Genomic DNA, 23,219 nt, shown 5'->3' with positions numbered 1-23,219 from the left:
TTATTTAGCTTGAAAAACTGATTTCAGGTAGCTTGTATTGGCACTGAAGTTATATTTTACATTTGTGGGTTGTGTCGCATCACGGCTTCTTTCTACCACTAACCAACCCCTCCAACCCATAGCATCAAGTGTTGCTTTTACTTTATTTAAATCGATTTTCGAGTCGTTTTTCAACCAAACGCCATCTTCATTGGTAGCATGGATTTGAATGATATTCTTCTTACCCAGAATCTTTAATTCTTCCTGTAAATCTCTTCCGTTTTTTATTGCATTAGAGAAATTGAAGTAGCTTTTTACCTGTTTAGAACCTACATCTTTTAACAATTGCAATTCGCCCTTCGCATCGAGCGCACTTTCAATCCCAATGACAATTCCTGCTTTTGAGGCCATTTTTCCAGCTACTTTAAGCCTTTCTACAATTGGTTCACGCAACTCAGGGTTTTTAACCAAATCGCCCTGAACACCTAGCGGAAGAAAAACCACTTTAACATTCATCGCTTTTGCTGTGTCCAGGCAGTCCTGAATCATTTTTTGATAAGTTGGACGTTTAGCGAACGATTGCGCATAAAATCCAGTCATTGCCAAAGCGCAAATCTCGAGGTTCAGTTCTTTTGCCTTATCCAGATATTCTTGCCTGATTTTCGGATCGGCCAATTTATTGTCGAATGTTTCTCTATCGCCTAATCCGCCCATATCAATTTCCACTCCATCAGCTCCGATTTCTCTTGCAAGTGGTAAAGCACTTATCTTCTGTCGTTTCAGGATCATTAAATCAATAACCGCCACTTTATACCTGCTCTTTTTCTCAGCCGCTACCAGCAATTGATCAGGGATCATTAAAGCTCCTGTTAATAAGGCGACTTGACCAATAAAAGTTCTTCTGTTTTGATGCTGATTATCCATTATTTAGTTGCGTTTAAAGGAAATAACCTCTCCAAATTTTCAAATCCCATAACTGCATTTTTGGGTAATTTTTCGCCCTTATCTCCAAAAACATACAGGGCATTTTCTTTCTCGATGGTAACTTTACTTTCATCGTATTTACCCGTTTTATCTTTGGCGGCAGTGCCGTTAAGTTTGAAATTCCTGATTAAAAAATCGTAAAGTGCGATGCGTTTGTTGATGCCAAAATCATGCTTTTCATCAGGAAGATGAACGTTTTCAACTTTGTCTCTGACGCCGTAATAACCATACATTTTTTGCAGGTACGGAAAATCGTGTTCGGGAGTATGAGCAGTCCAGTCGCTGCCATCAGAAACCAATAATTGAGGTCGTGGTGCCGCCATGGCAGCCAGCTCCACATTATCTGTTCCGCCTGCACATTGATGAATGGGCATTCCGCTTTCGCAAGGGCAACCACCATAAAAGTATGATGACATGGCAACCACTGGTGCGCTGAGTTTAATTCGGGCATCCATAGCCGTCATTAAAATGGAATGACTTCCGGCGCCAGACCCTCCACTAATTCCTACTCTGGTGGTGTCGGTTTCTTTCAGAGCAGTGAAATAATCCAAAATCCTGATTCCGCCAAGGGTTTGAACCGTTTGTGCTAAACTTCGGCGATGGTCTTCATATTTAAACTGGAGCATGGATTCACCCCAGGCAAATAAATCATAGCTGAAAGCCATGGCGCCCATCCTGGCAATCATAGCACAACGAATCTGGCAATCAGGTCTGTAACGTTGTTTCTCCCAATGCCCGTCAGGGCTTAAAACCACTGGAATTTTACCTTTAAAGTTCAGTGGCTTATATAATGAGCCATTGATCCAAACACCCGGCAAAATTTCCAGAGCGATATTTTCCACTGAATAACCATCGAAAATTCTTTTTGCGGTAATGATCGGTTTTGAATTTGGTTTTGCCGGCAAAGGTGCTAGCAGTAAAGCTTTATATAACTCAGGTTTGATTTCTGCCTTGCGTTTTTCCCAACTGGCCTGGTCGTGGTATTGGGTTGCCAGACTATCCAAATAAGCCCAACCTTCCTGAACTTCCCAGCGATAATATTCATATTCTTTTAATTTGTAAACACCTGGCTTTTCCTTGTTTACTTTCATATCTAAAGGCATCAGTACATTGGTAAGTGTTTCATCAACATCTGCACGAAAACGCCAGCTTGCATAGTTTACCCATTTATCTTTTACCTGTGGGTCTGAATATTTTATCTGAACCTTGAAACGCGTTTGAATCTCTTTTAAAACCTCTGCAAGCGGTTTTTTATAAGGATTATCAGTATTTTGGTTTTGGGCAGAGAGATTGTTTACACATGATAAATAAATAACCAATACCGCGAAACACTTAAATACCTTGCTTGTAACAAAGCTGACTATAAACGAGTTGAAGCAATCCGAATTTCCGGAGTGAGATTGCTTCGTTCCTCGCAATGACGGTATGGTAGCTGCCATTGCGAAGCCAATCTTATGAAAGCTCGAACAATCCACTTTTATAAGAGATTGCTTTCCCAAAAAGTCAAGGCAAGCTTTGCATCCCAATGATGGTATGGTGGTCGTCACTGCGAGGCTTGATTTTTCATCAACCGAAGCAATCTTTACTGATAAGGCAGATTGCTTCGGTGTTCCTCCTCGCAATGACGAAAGTATTGTTGTCATGATGAAGCTGGATATGAGCAAGCTGAAACAATCTAATTTCTGATAGGAATTACTTCTCTGAAAAGTTTGAACAAGCCCGGCATAAACGGATTGAATCAATCTGATCTTAGAAAAAAAATTGCTTCGTCGTTTCTCCTCGCAACGACGATTTTCTATCATTCTCATGGCTCTTCGTTTTTGGTTTCAGTAATAACAGGTGCAGTATAACCTTTCAATTTAGGCCAGACGCCATTCCTGATTTTCTTCAATTTCAATTTTGAAGGATCGACAACTACATGTTTGATTTTTTCTCTTCTCCAGGTATAAATAAAATGAAGCATTCCATCAGAAGTTTGAATTACTGCGGGATAAGAATACTGACTAATCGGCGAATCTTCCAAAATTAAGGCTGCGTACCATTCTTTTCCATTTTTGGAAATTGAAACATTTAATGGGGTTCTTGCTCCTTTTGCTAAATCGCCAGGTGGCAAAACATGGTTATAAACCAAAACATGGCGACCGTTTTTCATGGTTACTGCATCCGTTCCTGAGTTGTTATTTGGCAATGAAGTTTTGGTTAATGCAGACCAGGTTTCTCCGTTATCTTCAGACCAGGATTCTACAATTGCTCTGTTCGCCGTTCTGGCCAGAATCTGCAATTTTCCTTTTCCATGTTGTAAAATACTTGGTTGAATCGCTTTGATTCCATTTTCATTCAGCGGACCAATCATTCGCCAGGTTTTACCATCATCTTTGGTTACTTCAAAATGAATTTTCCAGCCATCTCCTTCTTTGCTTGATGGCGCAAAAAGGTTTCCATTGCTTAATAAAACAGGTTTATTTTTTACGGGACCGATATAGCCGTCAGGCAATTTGGTAGCAGCAGACCAGGTTTTCCCACCATCTTTTGAGGTTTTCATCATTCCCCACCATTCAGATGGTTTTGGGCCAATTTTGTAAAACAACAATAAATCGCCGGCAGGAACCTGATACAACACCGGATTCCAGGTTGGTAATCTTTTACCACCTGGCTGAATGCCATTTGCCACAGCAACAGGCGCCAGCCATTTCCCGTGAACAAAACGGCTGATGTAAATTTCTACATCGGGGTCACGTTCTCTGGTTCCACCGAAGTAAGATGCAACTAAGCCTGCTGGTGTTTCGGCAATTGTTGCCGAATGGCACGAAGGAAATGGTGCTTTATCATATAGAAATTCTTGCTTTACAATTCCTTTCTGCCATTTTTCCACCTGAGCATTAGTGCTTATTGCTACTGCGAAAACAAGTGCTAGAGTAAAATGTATTTTTCTTTTTAACATAATATTGAAAGTTTTCGTCATGGCGAGATTCGATTTTTCATCAACCGAAGCAATCTATTTGAAGATAGATTGCCGCGTTGTGTCTCCTCACAATGACGATAATGTTTTACTGTTTTGCCTTATTCGCTTTTTCTTCTTTTATCTTCCTGGTGTAAGCACTGTAAAGTGCTCTCCAGCTGCGTCCATTATTGTTAAGCATTTGTTCAGATTTCGTTTTATAAATCTCAAAAATTGCCGAAATCTGTTTCATGTTTTTATAGTCTACCGCTTGTTCCCTAGCCTGTTTCAAAAAAGCTAAAATCTTTGCTTCTTCATCGGTAGTTAAGTCTGGAACGATTGCCTTGTAACCTTTCATTGTGAAATCTACCTTGCCAATGGTGTATTTATCTAAAACTGTTTCTACCTGCTCTGGCGTTAAATTTTTGTTCAAACCATCCATTAGTGCCAGATGAACACTTCCCGGGATAGCAGAATCGGCAATGATCTGTTTATCCAAATCGCTTAGTTTATTGCCGGTAACCGGATTTATCCCATCTGGAACAGTTGATGATGGATGTGAATTGTGCCAGTCTCTAATGGTGGTTAAGTGAACCGCAATTACGTTTTCTACAGCATTTTTCTTAGTTGCACCGGTTAAATTTAATGCGGCAACCCATTCTTTTGCTTTGGTTAAAATCTCTTCGGGAACCACAACATCCTTTGTCTGGCTGAATGCATTTACGGTGCTAATCAGTAATGCGAATAATGTAAATGACTTTATAAACTTTCTCATAATTGAATTTAATTATTGGTTATTTAACTTTTCCTATCCATATACATGAACGGTTGTTTTTAATGCCATGATTCTGAGGTTTAGTGCTGTACCAGTTATGGTTTTCCATCGTTCAGAATGACAGACACCAAAACAGGGTGTAATTAGTAGGCTAAGCAGATTCTTTAGAAAAATTGTTTAGTCGTTCCTCCTTGCAATGACGAATTATCTTAATTTATTTCTTTGTTACCTCAAAAGAATAATCGCCGGAACCAATTTCATAAATCGCTCTGTTATTTTCCATTTTTATAAATTTTAAATCCTTAATTGATTTCAGTTTTTCTGAAACCTCATTCTTATTATTTGCAGGAACATAAACCATTGCTGTTGTATTTGGCGGAATGGTTATATTCCAGTTAAACTGATTGGCCGTTTTATTATAACTACTTTTAATTAATCCATAAACTGAATGATAACTGGCGTTTACGGCATTCAATCCGTTAATCATTTCAGGCTTCATGATGATTTTTTTGAAAGCTGCATCTTCCGATTTTATTCCAGCCAAATTTTCATAGTACCAGATCAATAAATCGCCAAGCATCATCACATGATTTTGTGAATTCATTTTCGGATCGGCGGTATTGCCGTTCCATAGCTCCCAAATGGTTGTTGCGCCGTTATCAACCATATAACCCCAGCTTGGGTAGCTTTTCTGTGTAGCAACAGTGTATGCCAAATCTGGTCTGCCATAATCATTTAAACAACGCATTAACCATTGAATACCAACTAATCCATTACTTAAATGACCTTTGTTCGTTACTTCTATGGTGTAAGTAATGTTCTTAAAAACCTGCTCTACTTTGTTTTGGGGAACCATTCCAAAATAAAGCGGGATGATATTATCTGTTAAAGCATTGGAGGCATAATAACCTTTATCATTATAGTATTTTTGGTTGAAGGCATCCTTTATTTTGTTGCCTAAAAGTTCATAAGCTGTAACATCATCTTTATTATTTATTGCCTTGCCAAATTGAATCATCAACTGGGTAAAATGGTAATAATAAGCTGTTGAAATCAATTCTGATGGATACTTTTTGTCAGCACTTTTACCCCGGCCAAACTCTATGGTAATTGGAGGCATACACCAGTCTCCGTAGCTGTCTTTGGTCAGAATATAATCTTTCATGTAACGGTCCTGCATATAATTCAGCCATTTTTTCATCGCCGGATAGTTATCGCGAACAGCTTCAACATCGCCAGTTTGTTTGTAAAGCATTTCTGTGATCAAAAGCATGGCGCCTGGCCAGGTCATGTTATCGCTGTAATATCGCCAAAAAGCGGGTGCAACATCTGGAATGGCTCCATCTTCTTTTTGAGAATTTCTGATGTCCTGCAACCACTTCGAATAAAACCGACCATTATCGAAAACAAAACTTTCGCCATAGGCCACGGCTCCTCTATCGCCAAGCCAGGGCATACGCTCATTACGTTGCGGGCAATCCAATGGAATGCCTTTATAATTCCCGGCAATTCCCCACCAGGCATTTTTGAAAATCTGATTCGTCAATGCATCTGAAGTTTCAAATGTTCCAACAGTTTTAATGTTATCGTAAATCATTTTTCCTACAAAATAATTTAGCGATGGCTGATCGGTATATCCCGTAAGTTCTACATATCTGAATCCGCGATAAACAAAAGTTGGCTCCCAGGTTTCCTGAGTATTACCTCTTAAGGTATATAAATCGGTGCATTTTGCATCTCTTAAGTTTGTTGTGAAAAGTTCTCCGTTTTGTTGAAGAGATTCTGCAAAGCGAAGTTTAATCTGCTGGCCAGCTTTTCCTTTAACTTTTATCTGTAACCAGCCAACCATATTTTGCCCCATATCTAAAATATATTTCCCTCCGGCAATTTTGGTTATGGAAACAGGCTTTAAAGTGTTCATCACTTTGATGTTTTCATTCATTTGTGCTTCGATCGTGCCTGTAGGTTCCTGTACAAATTCTGCTTTTAACCATTTACTGTCATCAAAACCTATGTTATTCCAGCCTGGCATTTCTTTGGTTGCATCGTATTCTTCACCATCGTATTCATTGTTGGTTCGGATTGGTCCATCGGCTGTGCCTTTCCAGCTGTCATCTGTATCAATATTTGCCGTTGTTCCATCTGTATAAACAATATTGATGTTCAACAGTACCTTCGGAAAACCGAAAGTTTTAATTTTATAAGGCTTAGAATGTTGTCGCATGGCAAAGAAACGGCCATTTCCAAGAACCGTTCCTACAGCATTTTTTCCGCTTTTGATGTAAGAAGTTACATCGTAGGTATTGTATTTTACATTTTTGGTGTAATCTGTAGCTGTTGGTGTTAATACATCGTTTCCAACTTTTTTACCATTGATGAAAAGTTCGTATAAACCCAAACCAATAATGGATGCCGTTGCAGATTTGATTTCTTTTACACTTTGAAATTCCTTTCTAAAGTACCTTGCAGATAAGCGTGAATCAGTTTTAATGTTATCCCAGGGGAAAGCTCTGTCGAATCCAATCCAACCTTTTGGCCAATCTTTGTAGTGAAGCAAACCCATAGTGAAATAGTGGTTTGCTGACCATTCGCTTTGACCATCGCTTGTCCACACTTTCACTTTCCAATACGCTTTTGATCTGCTTTTTAAAGCTTTTCCATTATATTTAATATGAATGGATTCAGAAGAATTTATCTTTCCTGAATTCCATAAATCTGCTTCGTTGGCATTTAATTTTTCGAGTGAAGAAGAAACTAAAACCTGATAGGCGGTTTGTATCACATTTCGGTTATTGGAAACAATTTCCCAACTCAAGCGAGGTTGCACAACATCAATTCCCAACGGATTGGTTAACATTTCGCACTTTAAATTTTGCAAGTTAACCTGAGCCACCATTTTTTGAAATGGCAGTAGCAAAATGCTAATTAGCGATATGTAAAGTTTAAGGTTCATTCGTTGTTCTATTTTTTCTTTAAAGTTTGCCGTCATTGCGAAGCTGGACCTGAGCGAGCCGAAGCAATCTTTTTTGTTCTAACTTTCATCTTCTTAAGAAGATTGCTTCGTTGTACCTCCTCGCAATGACGAACTATTAAGGGAAAAATCAAAATATAAAGTCATTTCCAAAGCCCTGCCTGGTTCCTTTTCAAAATCGTAAAACACATGTTTCATTCCCATCGGGCCGGTTGTTTCAGGTTTTTGTGTCTTTGTGCCAATTGCCGAAATTCCATTCATAAATGAAATATCTCCATTAGGGAAAGTCGGGCTCATGTTATCGTATTCTGTATCTTTCGATTTCTTAGGCGTAAATAATCTTAAAAAAACGTCTTCCTTATCTGTTACGACCTTAAACGATTGCTGTTTCCCGATAAATTCACACCAATACATATTCGAATAGTAACCTTTAAATTCAGGATACTGCCATGGCGGTTCGCCTGTTGCCGAATTATTGTAATCTTTTTTCCAGATTCCGAATTGGGCACCCTTCATTCTATTCTTCCAAACGCGGTATGGGCCGTTACCTTTATATTCTACCGCTTTAATTTCTGATTCAGGGTAAGAAAAATTCAAACCAACGAAGGTGGTAAAGTAAGCCGATGGAAAATACTTTACTTCCATTTTTAACCAACCTGATGGATAGATTGTCCATTGTAAAGTATTGTAACTCTCTTTTTTATCAAACGTGGATGAAATAACCAGGTTTTGGCCATCCATTTTCTGTGTGAAATTTTTGAAGTTATTCACGCCTTCCTGCAAAACCGGGCCATTTGAGAATGGAATTATGCCATTAGCATTTTTAGCCTGTTGTAATAAACCGGTTGTTTTATCGAAAGTTAAATCAATTCCATTTGCAGAAACCTGATAAGTTTTCACATCTTCTTTTAAACTTACTTTTGATGAACCTGTTTTTACTACAATTTGTTCCGCATCATCTTTTGGCAGTGCAATCGGGAAACTCCAGGTAAATAATTCTCGGCCATCCGGGCCGTTAGCCGTTAAATACAAGGCATCAAAATTTCTCCAGTCTGCAGGAAGATTGATTTGTAATTTTCCTTTTTCGAAAGGCTTGATATCAGGTGCATCTGCTTTTCCAGCCTTAAACTCAACATCGTTTCTGGTTTTGAGCTTTTTCAATTTCCAATCAAAAGTGCATTGATTGAGATTGGTAAAAGCATAACGGTTTTCTAACAAAAACGAACCATCAAAGCCTGAGGTTATTTCTCTTTTTTCTATAAAAACAGGACTCCAAACTTCTTTAATGGTATAAAAACTTCCTTCTTTTTCATGGTAAGGACCTACAATTCCATCAGGACCATGATTTCCATCTGTATCTAATTCGCCGTTTTTATCGGTACGAACCACACCCTGATCGGCAAAATCCCAAAGAAAACCGCCAGCAGAAAGTGGGTTATTCCACATCGCATTCCAATAATCTTCAATGCCGGCACCATGGCCACCATCCCACATTCCATGAAGAAATTCTGTTGGCATCAATATGTTGTGACCATGATCATAATTGCCGATGCCATAATTAAACTCGCGATAATGAGTGGTTTCAAATCCGCCAAAAACTTCCCAGGGATGAATAACAGGCCGCTTTTGTATATCTTCTTCCAGGAATAAATGATCCAGTTCGCGATTATGCCCGCCTTCATTTCCATTCGCCCAAAATATAATTGATGGATGATTTTCATCATTCAGCATCATTTCTTTCAATAGTTTAGTTCCTGTTGCAGTGTTGTAAGTTCCATGCCAGCCAGCCAATTCATCCATCACAAATAATCCAAGCGAATCGCAAACTTCTAAAAAGTGTCCATCTGGTGGGTAATGCGACATCCGAACGGCATTCATATTCATTTCTTTCATCAGTAAAACATCGGCAATGCTGATTTTTTTGCTTGTTGTTCTGCCTGATGAAGGATAAAAAGAATGACGGTTTACCCCTTTGAATTTCAATTTTACACCATTCACATAAACCCCATCGCGTTCTTTTACTTCAACAGTTCTGAATCCGATTTTTTTAGAAATCTGATGAATTTCTTTGCCGCTTTTGATTAGAGTAAATGTTGCGGTATATAAATTTGGAAATTCTGAAGACCATAAAGCAGGATTCGAAAACTGATGATTCAACGCTAATTTTGAAGTTTCTTTTTTAATTGAAGTTCTAAACCGTTCGCCAAATCGTTTTTCATCTTTTCCGAAAAGTTCCACTTCAATTTTATCGGCATCGCCTGTATAGGTAAGCTGAACATTTAAATTACCATTAGCTTTAGCGTCAATCTGAACCCTATCGATGTGGGTTTGAGGTAAAGATTCCAGATAAACTGGTCTGAAAATGCCCCCGAAAATCCAAAAATCAGCTTTGCGTTCTGCCTCATTAACTGATTGATTTGCTGAATGCTTGGATACTTTTACCTCAAGCAAATTGTCTTTACCAAGCTTGATCAGTTTTGTAATGTCGTATCTAAATACATAGAATGAGCCCTGATGCGTTTCGCCAGCAGATATTCCATTGATTTTAACTTCTGTATCCGTCATCGAGCCTTCAAAAACAACATTGATTTTTCGGTTTTTCCAATCAGCCGGAACTTTGAATTTGTATTTATAAAGTCCCTGCTCCTTTCCTTTGTTTATTTCTTTGGCGAAACCATAATCGTACTTTCCAAAGCCTTGTAATTCCCAGTTTGAAGGAACGGGAATAGTTGTCCATTTACCAGAATTTAAGCCTGCGGTACAAAAGAAATCCCAATTTACAGTGTGATCGTTTCCAGTTCCCGAAAGGTATAACTTTTCTGTTTGCTGTGCTTTTACCAGGCAAAACATTAATAACAAGCAAAGAAATAATGATGACCGTTTCAGCATTAATTGGTTTTAAATTGATTGGTTAGTGGATTATCGGTTCTAAAAGGCAAGGCTGGTAAATTGTTGTCGTAAAAATTTCCTAATGGATTTTCTGTCCAGTTGTAGCGAACGGCAATTGGTTCATTAACTTCTTTTGAGAAAACTGCGACTTTTCCATCTTTAAGCACGGCATCAGCATTTACAAATCTGCCATCTTTACCAGCAATGGTAAAACCAGTTATTGGATTTGATGTTTTTGATTTCAGATAATCGAAATCTAACAAAGCCTTTCCATCTTTAAAAGCAACGCTTTTGTAAATCGGCCCAGAAAAATCTATTTTTTGATTATAGTTTTTGGCTAAAGCCCAAAGTGCCAATCTTCTGCCTACTTCCCATTTATAGGTTGGGTGCAAATCTTCATTCGAATCGGTCAAGTCGTTCGTAGAAATCATTCCTGTGTTGGGCAATCTTAACAGTTGAGTTTGTGCTTCCCAAAATTCAGGTTCAGTATTTTCATCTACAGAAACTTTTCCTTTGGTTTTGGCGTAATTAAAAGGAGCAATCTGAACATAATAAAAAGGCAAATCGTGCTCTTTCCATGCTTTTCTCCAACTGTTAATCAACACTTTCATTTTATAAGCATAACTGATTTTTTCGTTCAAAAAGCAATTGGTTTCGCCCTGATACCATAAAAAACCACGTATTTTGAATTTGGTTAAAGGTTCAATCATCGTAGGATAAAACTTCCCAGGGTCGTTACCCACCTTCTGATTTTTAAAATAATCTTCCTGAGTAAAAGCATCTTCTGAAATCCATGGTTCGATGGCACTACCAGGTATGGCCGAGGAAATCATCCCTACAGGAATTCCCAATTTCTCCTGAACTTCTTTAGCAAAGAAATAACCAACGGCAGAAAAAGAACGTAATGCTGAATCTTGCGCAATTGCCCAGCTTTTATGAACCGAATCGGGTTTATTTAGTGTTTTGCGATTAACCAGAAAAATCCTGATTTGAGTATTTTTCGCCTTTTCCACTTCATCTGATGGAAAGCCCAGCTTTTCATTTTGAGGTTTTGGAATTTTGGCCAGCTTACGCATTGCATATTCCATATTGGATTGACCAGAGCACAGCCAGACTTCGCCAACCAGAATATTCGTAAGCGTGATTTTATTCGAACCAGAAATTATCATGGTTTGCGGTTTTGCAGATGTTTTTAATGGAGATAAAACCACCTGCCAGTTTCCATTTTTATCAGTTATTGTTTCCTTTTTCTGACCAGCGAAAGTTACTTCTATTTTCTCATCAGGAGACGCAAAACCCCAAATATTAATAGGCTTATCTCGCTGTAAAACCATATCGCTGGATAAAACTTGTGGCAAAAGGATTTTTGCATGTGCTGATAAGGAAAACATGGAAAGAAGTAACATCAACAGGAAAGACTGCCATGTCGTTCCGCCTTGCAATGACGGGAAGAGCGGAAACTGAAAATTGAAAACTTCAAACTGCTTTCTCATCTAAAATCCCTCCGTTTTTAAATATTTAATCGAGTAAACTGCTTCTTTTGTTGATTCTCCTGCATTGGGCAAATCATAAGTTTGGTCGGCGGGGGTATCTACATCAGGAAAACGGCGAACATCCCCTGTGCGGAAAACAATACGGGAAACCTCGGCTACAGGTTGGAATGCCAAACTCGTTAATACATCTTTTCCATTTACCGTTACGGTATAAAACCTGGTAAAAGCATCTAATTTTATCTTAATATCATAACTTTTATCAGCCTCGTATTTCATAAAGTTTTTATAACGGGCACCCGCCTTGGCACTTAATATTCCAGCAGTATCAAAAGTCAACCTGACTGTTGCCAGTCCTTTCGTATCCTGCAATTCAATTTCCAGCAACCCGAAATTATTTTGCTTTGGTGTAACTGAAAATGAAGTAATGATTTTTTTAGCTGCAGGAAACATTCTTTCCACCTTAGCATAATCAAAGGGATCTTTATCTTTTAAAACGAGATGACCATTTTCAATTTTTACAGGGGCCCAAAGCGGACTGTAAATATTCCACATTTCGAGCTCTTTACCTTTTGGCATCTTTTCAAAATCATCATTTACATGTTGATTTGCTTTATCGTTAACAGGCACAGGAATGGAAGAAACCCAAATATCCTCCTTGTTCATACTGTAAGTCACCCATAATTTTCCATCGGCAGGTTTTCCATTTCCTTCTTCAATTCCCCGTACATATTGCGGGCCATAAGATTTGTAATTCCCGCCATAGCGCATTGGTGTAATCTCGCCATTCACCAATAATAGATTGGTATAATCCAAACCATTTTTACTGGTTGAAATGGCCAAAGGCCACCTGTATTCTGAAGGATTATAAACGGTAGCATAGTTTCCATCAGCGGTTTTTTGCCCCCAGATTTTGGCATTGCTGTTTACGAAACCTGGTGCACGAGCGGCATTTTCCGGCCAGCTTTTTCCATTATCGGCACTAATTGCTGTTAACGCATTTTTCCATAAACCCACCACTCTTCCGTCAGGTAAGTGGTAATAACTGAAAGCCTTGTATTGTTTTTGCAGCGTAATTAAAGGATCTTTTCTGTCGGCTTCCTCATTCCATTGCTGTGTCATTAACTTATTCGCTAACAACTCTTTGCAAGCCTCAACAAAAGCTTTATTTTTACTTCTGGTGTATAATGGATATTTTGTGTTTTTTTCAGAATAACCGGGATTGTAATGAATGAAATAGATTGGTCCGTATTTTCCATCGGCTTGAATTTCTCTTACTGCCCTGCCAATTCCATGACCATCATTCGGATCGTCTTTTGCATCAAAACTGATGGCGTAAAAACCTAAAACCAGAAACACATTTTTCGTAGAAACATAAAAACCCATTCTTTGATGCATTACGGCATCTAAATCTTTTGCCACATCGGTTCTTCCCTCTTTTGTGGTTCCATCGGGAATTCGGTAAACCGGAAAAATTACTTCGGGTTTGCTCCAGTTATAGCCATCTTTTGAAGATTGTAACAGGGTTTGCCCTGGCGGAATGCTTTCCCCGACCTGGTCACTTAAATATTCGACGTAAAATTTGTTGTTCCAATAAGCCAGCATGGGTGCGTGATTATAGGTCCAACCAAAATTTTCAGCTAATTCAGGATGTTCTCTGTTCGCTCTGAAAGTCTGGATGCTGTGTACACCCATTACCGGCGACAGTTGCCCGTGATGATAATCTGCATTTACTAAAGTTTTACCCGTATACCGCACCGTATCTTGCGCTTGCAAGGTTGATATCGCAACCGCAAATGACAAGGTTAAACTCAGTATTTTAAATATTTTCATTTTCTATTTTAATCTCTGCCATTCTGATGAAGGATGACAGCATTGGTTAATGATTCTACTTTTTTAAATTCTCAATCACTTTCCGCTTCACTTTTATAATTGTTCCATGTTTATGTCCCTCGGGGATTGAAACCTCGGATGTCACATCTTTAAAACTCTTAAAATCAGCTGTTTTATAAGCAGAGTAAGTTTTTTGTCCATAAGCATCGAAATAAATCAACCAGTCATTTGCTTTTTTTACCACTGTTGGCCCTTCTGTTAATTTAGGACTAAAACTTTCTGAAACATTTTCATAAGGCCCTAAAGCATCATTGCTAAAGGCTATTTTTAAATTCCGATTTGGACGTGTATTATCTTTCAAAACCAACACGTAATCTTGAGTTGCCCTTTTCACAATTACCGCATCAATCACACTGAAACCAGGATCTAAAAACAATTTAGGTTTCGAGAAAGTAACAAAATCCTTTGTCGTAATGCTATACATGCGATGGTTGTTTTCCTCCTCTTCCATTCCTTTTTCAAAACGAAAAGGTATTGTAGATGCCCAAATGATAACGTATTCCCTTTTTTCATCATCGTAGAAAATTTCAGGTGCCCAAACGTTAACTGTTTTTGGTTCATCTTCCATTACCGGCAAAAACTGCTGTTTGCTCCAATTGATCAAATCCTTTGAACTTGCATAACCGAAACCTTTATCGCCTTTCCAGCTGCAAGTCCACACCAGATGAAAAGTTCCGTCAGGCCCCTGAACAACTGATGGATCACGCATTACTTTTTGTGTACCAACCTCGGGTTTTAAAAAAGTTTTGTTCAGGTCTGTCCAATGGTAAGCATCATCACTGTATAAAAATCTTAAGCCCTCGTTTGCAGGCTCATGGAAAGAGGTAAACAAATAAGCTTGTTTTGAACAAGATGTTAATCCACACAAAACCAGGCCAATTATGGCTATACGAAATGATGATATGAAGTTTGATTTAAACACTATTTATTTGAATTAACTAGTCTTCGGCTACGCTCAGACAGACATGAAATTGTGAGTTCCTGATTTAACAGCCTTAAACCCTCCAACCTTTAACCTTCTACCTTTTTATATTTTATCCAATATTAAAACCCAATCATTTCCATTTGCGGGTTCGCCCGGAGGATTAAATTCTTTTATCCCTTTATTTTCAAATTTTCCAATGAATGTTGTTTTTCCGGTTCTTGGATTGAACCATGAGGCTTTTACATCATCTCCATCAATTTTCCCCATTTGCACGCTGAAATTTCTACCCGTGTAGGTATAAAGCATCGCAAATTCTTCTCCTCTTGTTGCCAGAACATGCTCATATTTTTCTCCGTTTTTTCCTGCAACCAGGGTTTGATCAGGTACACGATCAAAGTATGAGCGGGAAAGCATCAAATCTTTAAGGTACTTCATTTGAACAGCACCAGGTGCATTCAGCGCCGTTATCCATTGATCTTTAGGACCGTAGGCAGGTTTTAAATCAGTTTTTTTATACATCTGCATCACTGAGTTGTGTCCATAAGTATAACCGAAAGCACCTGCAAAAACCGACCAATACCCATATCTCCGTACATCACTATCCATCCAACGGGGCTGAGTGGTATCATGTAACCCTTGTGGAATTCCTTCGTAAGATGGTTCACCATCAATGGTTGGTTTAGTTGGTTTCAATTTATAGTCTGATTCGATATACTTCCAGTTATCTTCTCCATAATGCAATTTTTCTTTTGCAGAAGTATCCTGATCATAGCGGCGATGCCCTGACTGAACCATATCAAAATCATTCCATTTGGCATTGTGAAACCATTGCGACGAAGCAGTTCTTCCTCTCGGATGGAAAGTAATGAGATGATCAGGATCATTGGCTCTTAAGGTTTCTCCTATCTCGTTCCATACCTCTAAACCATCGCTACCCTTAATGTCTCCACCGTTTAACCAAATAATATTGTTCCTGTCACGATATCTTTTAGCTAAAAACGTGGCATAAATTTTAGCCTGAGCTTTGGTTACTTTCTTCTCTTTCACATTTGTTCCCCAAACCGGTACCAAAGCCATGTAGATTCCTTTCTTTTCAGCTAAATCAATAATATAATCTACGTGGTCCCAAAAGTCGTAAGCTTTTTCATCTTTGTAATTATTGCCCTCGGTAACGGCAGGTTTCGATACATCTTTGTTGATCACTGAAGAATCGCCATACACATTAACAGAAGGAACTTCATGTAAAACCATTACCTGGATAACATTAAAGCCCTTTTGTTTACGATCTTCCAGGTAGGTATTCGCTTCCTCGCGGGTTAACTTGCTAAACAATAGCCAACCTGTATCACCCAACCAAAAGAAGGGTTTGCCATCGCCCGTGGTCAGATACCTTCCGTTTGCTGAAATTAAAAGGCTTTTATCGCCAAAATGTGGTTTCTTCCTGCAACCTAATGCCAGAATTGAAACAACAACCAACAGGAATATTTTAGATGTAAGGTTCATGTTTAAATTTTATTGATGATGATTACTTCATCAGCCGATGTTACCTTGTTAATTTTTATCGTAGAACCGCCATTAATTTTTTCTTCTTTAAGCACGTTTCCATTTTTAGTATTCAATATTTTCAGGCTAAATTTTCCATTGATTTTGTTCAGATTTAAATTCACTGGTTCTTTTGTGGCATTGTATAAAACATAAGATTTTCCCGCATTCTCTAAACCGTATTGTTTAGTGTCTTTTCCTGCCGGAAGAAAAGGTTTCATTGTAGAAATGGCATTTGAAGTAGCTTTATCAATATTTTGAACATTTGACAATGAACCACCTGCCATTAAAATCGCCCACCCTAAACCATCAAAACTATCTCCTGAATAAATAACTGCTTTTTCAGGAAATTGATTTTTATATTCAGCTACCGCATGATAAACCTCTTCAAAAGAAGTTTTTTTCGGTTTCAATAAACGGGCATGTTGCCTCGGTGCTAAATTTTGTCCGCCTTGTGGTGCATAAACCGTTCCATCGGCCTGGTAATGCCAATACCTGATATCAATTAAATCAACAACTGCTGCCCGGTTTGGATCGGCTAAAATAGCATCCTGAACATCTTTGGTAACGCTTAAACCAATAATCGGATGCTTGCCTGTTTCCTTTTCCCACTCTTTAATGGTATCAATCCAGAATTGAACGAAGTTTAGCGGCCCGGTAAATTCGGCACCGATTAATTGAATGACACCTGAGTTTCCATTAAAATTTTCCAAACATTTTCTAATGTAGGCCTTATGGATTGCCCTGCGATTTTCGTTGCTGATATCGTAAAATTGTTCAGCCATAAAAATACGTTTATCACCTGCATAAGGCACTGGTTCAGGGAAACCGGTATTGTTGATGTTGTTTGCCGTACGCCAGGGAAAATCTGCGTAATGCGCTCCTGCCTCAATGATATTATGTTGAAAATAATTTTCATGAATCAAAACCAAACTTTTTTGATCGGCAAGATTAGCGAATTGCTTTAACCTGTCCCAATACCAAAGATTGTATTTTGTAATGTCGTACTTACTCAAACCGTCCCAGGCTTTATCTTGTCCGCTGCGTGCAAAAGGCAATTCATAAAAGGGCGCCCAAACATCTCCATCCATCCGGCGAATACGTTCGTGGTCATCTCGTCTTCTATCGTACCAAAGGCCGTAATTGTGGTCAAGTACTTTAACCGAGCCACTTTTCATTGAATCTGTAATCTCATCCAAATCATCTGTTAAGCCATTCCCTGCACGCCCCGGAACAAAACGGGTAACATGAAATTTAGTGTTTTTCAATCCATGAGGACGAGCACTTCCATTCCACCATGGAACATCCTGGCGATTACCCAAAACGATTTCATCACCACGAACCAACCATCCGTTTTTGATAGCCATTGCGCTTGCAAACACCGGTTCAACTACTTTTTCCAAACCGATTTTATCGATGTTTTTTGCAGCCCCGGCATCAACCTGGATTTTATTTCTATCTGCTGCAGAATCAATATATTCTAAAACTGTTAAAGCAGGTTTATAAGCTAATTTGGTCAGTTTTTGTGCAACCTCTACCGAGGGACTGCTGGATGCTTCCGTTTCTACAGGAAGCAGGAAAGTTCTGGCATCAACCTCGTTACCCAATCTGTCTTTCAATTGTGCATAATATAAACTTCGGGGTTGGATCTGTTCGTTCGACATATCCCAATAACCATTTCCTGAAAATTGTGCCCAGGTTCCAAAAGCCCAGTTTTGAGCAGTTGGTGGCTGATAATTATCTACTCGAGCTGCGCTACATTGCCAAAAAACACTATTTGCCGCCGACCAGCCTGCACCTTGCCCATCCTGACCCCGGTTTAAATAGCTTAAAGCCTGTCCGTCTATATTTACAATATCAAATAAATTACCGGACGACCAGCTATCAATTGCGCCACTAAAGTTAAATGGCAAATAAGACTGGCATTGAACAAAAACATTCGGTCCGGGTGCGCAGAAACCTACAGCAAAATCGTGATAGCCATATTCAGAATACAATCTTTGAAATAACGTTTGCTGACCTGTGGTTAAAAAAGTATAACGTCTTCCACCACCGATTTCAGAAATTGGTGCCAGTGATTTGCAATCTTCAACAGTGATTCTTCTTGCTGTTTCCAGTACATTAACTGCAGAACCTGCGAAATGCTTAAAAACCACTTGACGAACCCATGCATCTTCTACGTTTTCCAAACCAATGGCTGTCCACCGGTGATATTCATCTCTAATATTTTCTTTGTGATAATCTGATTCCATTTGCAGATTTTCGACACCAGATTGAGCGATTCTTCCCCCCCATTGGCATTTTGAAACAGTGGCTCCGCCAAATTTTGCATCCAGTGCTGTGGTAATGGGTGCATCAAAAGTAACGGTAGAACCATTTATAGAAATGATTTTTCTATCCCAATAAACATCTCTTGTTCCTGGTTTCCAACCTAAAGCACTTTCTCCACCTCCAAATTCAACAGTTTTGAGCGTTTCTATCCATTCTTTAGTAGATGGACGATGGATGATGATTTTATCGCCAATTTTAAATCCATTGGCATTTGCTACCGTAATTTTATTTGCATTAACCGGAACGTAAGCATCTGTTATCGCAATCGGCGATTCTTCCACACGGTTTTTTTTACCTAAAATTCTGATTACCCCAATTCTATCCAACCCTGTGGCAAAAATCCGGGTTCCATTTTCGCCCATTCCGCTTCCACGAAGGATAACTCCGGATGCTGATATTTTTAAAGTCCCGGCGACTTCATAAGTTCCTCTTTCTAATAAAACAGCGCCACGCAAACCATCTTTTCCAATTGGTAATTTAGCAACATAATTAATAGCCGATTGAATTCTTAAAGTAGCATCGCCATCCTTTACCGGAACAGTAACTTTTATTGCCGCATTTGGAATGGCTTTTTCACCCGCCATGTAGCCCGCATAAGAAAAATCAGGAATTCGATTTCCCTGTTCATCTGATGTGTAAGCCATTTTACCATCCTTACCTTTAAAAATTGGTTTTGGTGGGTCAACAGGTTTTGTTTTTTGAGCGAAAGAAAAACTTGTAACCAGAAAAAGTAAAGCCAAAAAAGGCAGTACTTTAATTTTATATATGTGGTTAGTTTTTGGCATTTTTTACTTTTTGTCATGCTGAGGCACGAAGCATCTGCAACATTTTATAACTCTGCTTAAGCTTTTCCTCTGTTAGTAGTATTAACATTTCATTTTCATAGCCTGCGAATTCTTCATTACATTCAGAATGACAAAACTAGTTGATGAGGTTTTATCTTTCGATAATTTCTTCATACAAAAATCTCCAATCAGGATTTTCAGTTTCAAGTTAGAATGTAAACAAAATAATTATGGTTCATTGCTTTATTAAAGTTTTGCTTTAGTCGCTTGCAGATTATTCATTATTTTTTATTTGTTTTTAAATGCATTCATGCTTGCTACGCAGGTCTTAGTGCCTCAGAATGACAATCGGAAATCTACGGTCTCACTTTTCCAATATCCACTAAGCTATTTAAATAAATTTCAATATTTGAGTAACCCGATTTTGAAATTTTCGAGGCATCTTTAGCATCCTTTGGATTTAAGCCATTTTTAATTTCCCACGCATCAGGAATTCCATCATTATCAGTATCTACATAAGGTTTTCCTTTATATTCAGGATAACCACCAACTTGTGCAATATCTGAAATGATCCCCTTTTTGTAGGAATCATCAGGTAAACGACGTTTTACATAATTCTGCTTAGCGGGCAGTTTATCCTCTTCAACATGTTCTATTTTACCAGTTGTAACCTGTTTAATGATACGCTGATCAACGGCATCGCGAACGGGTAAAGTGGCACCTGCATTAGCCAAAACATAGTCATATGCTTTTTTGGTATCGATGACAGAAACTTTAGCCATTGGCAAAGGTTTATCTACACGCATGGAATCCAACAACTTTTGTTTATCTCTTTTACTTTCGGGTTGAACACCACCATCCCAATTATTTTGAGTTACTTTTTCATTTCCTTCCACAATATTTCCGGTAACGTAAGCTTTCCCAAATTCATTTGCAAATTTTTTATCTCTCCCCGATTCTGGTTTTAAAATGCGATAAGAAATTGGTTCACCCGCAGGTGTGATTGGGCCTGGTTTGTAATAGTTATTGATGAAACTGTAAAATGATGCATTATCACCACCATCAGCACTACGGTTCCACCAGTTGAAAATCACATTATTGACAAAACCAAAATCGCCATACATGCCTACTGATGGATTACGACTGATATTTGAGGCCCAAAGATTGCGCATAAAAGTTGAATTCAAACCGCCAATGGTACTCCCGAATGCGTGATTATAGGTATCTAACGCTTCAGAGAAAATAGAATTTTGAATTGTAATGTTAACGGTTGGAAGTTTTAAAGGCTTGGAACCATCTTTTGGATCGTAAACATGGCGATAAATCGACATGTTTTCATCTAATCCCCAACTTGCAGAAACGTGATCAATCATGATGTTTCCAACAGGATTTCCGCCTAGAGCATCATCTCTGCGGGTTACATCAGTGGCACCACGACGGAAACGCATATACCTGATTACCACATCGTGAGTATTAATCCAAACTGATTCCCCGGCGATGCAAACTCCATCGCCCGGAGCACTCTGACCTGCAATAGTAATATAAGGTGCTCGAATAATTAAAGGTGTTTTAAGCCTGATGATTCCAGAAACGTTGAAAACAATAATTCTCGCTCCACCTTGTTCGCAGGCTTCGCGTAAAGTTCCTTTTCCTGAATCATCAAGGCTGGTTACTACATAAATTTTGCCACCGCGACCACCAAAAGAATAAGCACCACCACCTTCAGCACCCGGAAAAGCAAGCATTTTTGATTGAGGTAAATCATCAGGTTTTGCTGCCCACGGAATATAGGGTTTACCATGTTTTGCATCCTCGTCAATAATATGTTTAACCTTTAAAAACTGTAATTCGGATTTATCTTCAATACTTTTCAACAGTGAATCGGCTTTTTTTTCCATCGCCTCCGGAATTACTGGATATTGCGCAAAAACAGCATTTGAGTAACCACAAACAGCAGTCAGAATGGCCACAACATAAAACTTTCTCATCTTAATTAGGTTTAACAGTTGAAACCGGAACAACACTATTTAAATATACTTCAATGTTGGAATAGCCACTTTTGGTGATTTTTGCTGCATCAGATGCATCATTAGGATTCAGGCCATTTTTCAATTCGTAAGCATCAGGAATGCCATCATCATCAGAATCTTTATACGGTGTTCCTTTATACTCAGGGTAACCGCCAACTTGTGAAATTTCAGTGATGATACCTTGTTTATAAGAATCTTTGGCCAGGCGACGGTGTTCAAATTGAAATGCAGAAGGTTTAGCATCAGGATGAACTTCGATTATTCCTGTGCTTACCTGCTTAATCACACGAGTATCAACCGGATCTCTCTTAGGTAGCGTTGCACCGGCATTTGCCAATACGTAATCTTTAGCTTGTGAAGTTGGGATAATTGAAATTTTAGGCATTGGAAAAGGTTTCTTTGCCCTCATTGCTGCAAAATAAGGCGTGGCTTGCTCAAAAGTCATCAAGTTGCCCTTTTTATCTTCCAGCTGTATGCCACCATCCCAGTTGTTTTTGGTTACTTTTTCATTGCCATCGATAACATTTCCTTCTACATAAGCACGGCCGAAAACCACATAAGGTAATTTACTACGGCCAGATTCTGGTTTTAAAATCCGATAACTGATTGGATCTTTTAAATTGGTAACCGGCCCGGGTTTATAATAGTTGTTGATGATATTATATTGAGCAGTATAATCGCCACCATCTGTAGAGCGGTTGTTCCAGTTAAATACCACATTGTTGGCAAAATTAAAAATTCCGTTCCATCCAATTGATGGATTACGGGCACCGTTATCTGCCCAAAGATTACGAACGAAAGCGCAATTTTCGCCACCTAACGTTGAACCAAACGCATGATTCCAATAATCTAAAGCTTCAGAAAAAATTGAATTTTGAATGGTAATATTAACTGTTCCAAGTTTTTCCTCTGTTTTACCTGTGCTGTCATTATACATGTGGCGATACATCGACATGTTTTCATCCAATCCCCAGCTTGCAGAAACGTGATCGATCATAATATTACCCACTGGATTACCACCAATGGCATCATCGCGACGGCCAACAAAGGTTTCTCCTCTTCTGAAACGCATAAAGCGCACCACAACATCATGTGTATTTAACCAAACTGATTCACCGGCAACGCAAACGCCATCTCCAGGTGCAGTTTGACCCGCAATGGTAATATAAGGAGCACGGATGATTAAAGGCGTTTTAAGCCTGATAATCCCTGAGACATTAAAAACCACTATTCTAGCACCACCCTGTTCGCAGGCTTCGCGCAGGGAACCCGGACCGCTGTCATTTAAATTTTTAACAACGATAACTCTTCCGCCACGGCCTCCAAAGGCATAAGCACCACCACCTTCAGCGCCAGGAAAGGCTATAATCTCTGCCTGAGGCAAATCAGTAGGCCTGCCAGCCCAAGGAATATAAGGTTTACCCATTTTAGCTTCCTGCTCGATAATAGGTTTTGCTTTTTCCCATGCAATATCGGATTGACGATAAGTTTCCTTCATCATCGAATCAGATGTTTTTTTTACCGATTCAGGAATTTTCGGATATTGAGCAAATGAATAATTTGCTGTAAAAATCAATACTGTTGCAGTCAACAGATTTAAAAAGTTCTTTTTCATTTATGTTTCGCTCATTGGAATTGCTAAGAAATTAAATCAAAATTTGATCAACTTAAAATGTTAAAAAATTCA

13 protein-coding genes are annotated in these 23,219 nt (G+C 38.8%); all 13 read right to left on the bottom strand.

Annotated features, from left to right (window positions below; all coding sequences use genetic code 11):
• Window positions 1–903 carry a sugar phosphate isomerase/epimerase family protein gene (locus tag DU508_RS00745; protein ID WP_115400935.1) on the bottom strand — a complete coding sequence of 301 codons (903 nt, stop codon included), beginning with the start codon at window positions 901–903 and terminating at the stop codon, window positions 1–3.
• A complete protein-coding gene (locus DU508_RS00740; RefSeq protein WP_233509364.1) occupies window positions 903–2,606 on the bottom strand; it encodes an acetylxylan esterase in 1,704 nt (567 codons plus the stop codon). Before DU508_RS00740 ends, DU508_RS00745 begins: the two co-directional genes overlap by 1 nt.
• A gap of 161 nt (window positions 2,607–2,767) precedes the next feature.
• The gene (locus DU508_RS00735; protein ID WP_115401023.1) at window positions 2,768–3,904 is read right to left on the bottom strand and encodes a sialidase family protein; all 1,137 of its coding nucleotides are present in this window, start codon (window positions 3,902–3,904) and stop codon (window positions 2,768–2,770) included.
• A gap of 106 nt (window positions 3,905–4,010) precedes the next feature.
• Window positions 4,011–4,676, bottom strand: coding sequence for a DUF3826 domain-containing protein (locus DU508_RS00730; protein ID WP_115400933.1), 666 nt, complete (start codon window positions 4,674–4,676; stop codon window positions 4,011–4,013).
• Between the two features lie 214 nt (window positions 4,677–4,890).
• On the bottom strand, window positions 4,891–7,629 hold the full coding sequence (locus tag DU508_RS00725; protein WP_199562621.1) for an alpha-L-rhamnosidase: 2,739 nt from the start codon (window positions 7,627–7,629) through the stop codon (window positions 4,891–4,893).
• 93 nt (window positions 7,630–7,722) lie between these two features.
• On the bottom strand, window positions 7,723–10,536 hold the full coding sequence (locus tag DU508_RS00720) for a glycoside hydrolase family 2 protein (RefSeq protein WP_115400932.1): 2,814 nt from the start codon (window positions 10,534–10,536) through the stop codon (window positions 7,723–7,725).
• A complete protein-coding gene (locus tag DU508_RS00715) occupies window positions 10,536–12,029 on the bottom strand; it encodes a sialate O-acetylesterase (RefSeq protein ID WP_233509363.1) in 1,494 nt (497 codons plus the stop codon). Before DU508_RS00715 ends, DU508_RS00720 begins: the two co-directional genes overlap by 1 nt.
• Window positions 12,030–13,859: a sialidase/neuraminidase family protein gene (locus DU508_RS00710; RefSeq protein WP_115400931.1), complete on the bottom strand. Its 1,830-nt coding sequence runs from the start codon at window positions 13,857–13,859 to the stop codon at window positions 12,030–12,032. It abuts the gene before it with no gap.
• 55 nt (window positions 13,860–13,914) lie between these two features.
• Window positions 13,915–14,751 (bottom strand): glycoside hydrolase family 43 protein, encoded by an 837-nt coding sequence (locus tag DU508_RS00705; protein WP_233509362.1) that lies wholly within the window; start codon window positions 14,749–14,751, stop codon window positions 13,915–13,917.
• Window positions 14,752–14,946: 195 nt separating this feature from the next.
• Complete coding sequence (locus DU508_RS00700) at window positions 14,947–16,347, bottom strand: glycoside hydrolase family 140 protein (RefSeq protein ID WP_115400930.1); 1,401 nt, start codon at window positions 16,345–16,347, stop codon at window positions 14,947–14,949.
• A 2-nt stretch (window positions 16,348–16,349) separates the two neighbouring features.
• Window positions 16,350–19,502 carry a DUF6298 domain-containing protein gene (locus DU508_RS00695; RefSeq protein ID WP_115400929.1) on the bottom strand — a complete coding sequence of 1,051 codons (3,153 nt, stop codon included), beginning with the start codon at window positions 19,500–19,502 and terminating at the stop codon, window positions 16,350–16,352.
• A gap of 356 nt (window positions 19,503–19,858) precedes the next feature.
• Window positions 19,859–21,490 carry a polysaccharide lyase gene (locus DU508_RS00690; RefSeq protein ID WP_115400928.1) on the bottom strand — a complete coding sequence of 544 codons (1,632 nt, stop codon included), beginning with the start codon at window positions 21,488–21,490 and terminating at the stop codon, window positions 19,859–19,861.
• Window position 21,491: 1 nt separating this feature from the next.
• Window positions 21,492–23,147 carry a pectate lyase family protein gene (locus DU508_RS00685; protein ID WP_115400927.1) on the bottom strand — a complete coding sequence of 552 codons (1,656 nt, stop codon included), beginning with the start codon at window positions 23,145–23,147 and terminating at the stop codon, window positions 21,492–21,494.
• Window positions 23,148–23,219: the final 72 nt, after the last annotated feature.

The sequence above is a fragment of the Pedobacter chinensis genome (assembly GCF_003339865.1).
Classification (GTDB): domain Bacteria; phylum Bacteroidota; class Bacteroidia; order Sphingobacteriales; family Sphingobacteriaceae; genus Pedobacter; species Pedobacter chinensis.
Note: the sequence above shows the minus strand (reverse complement) of the source record. Positions and strands in the feature narration are given on the sequence as shown.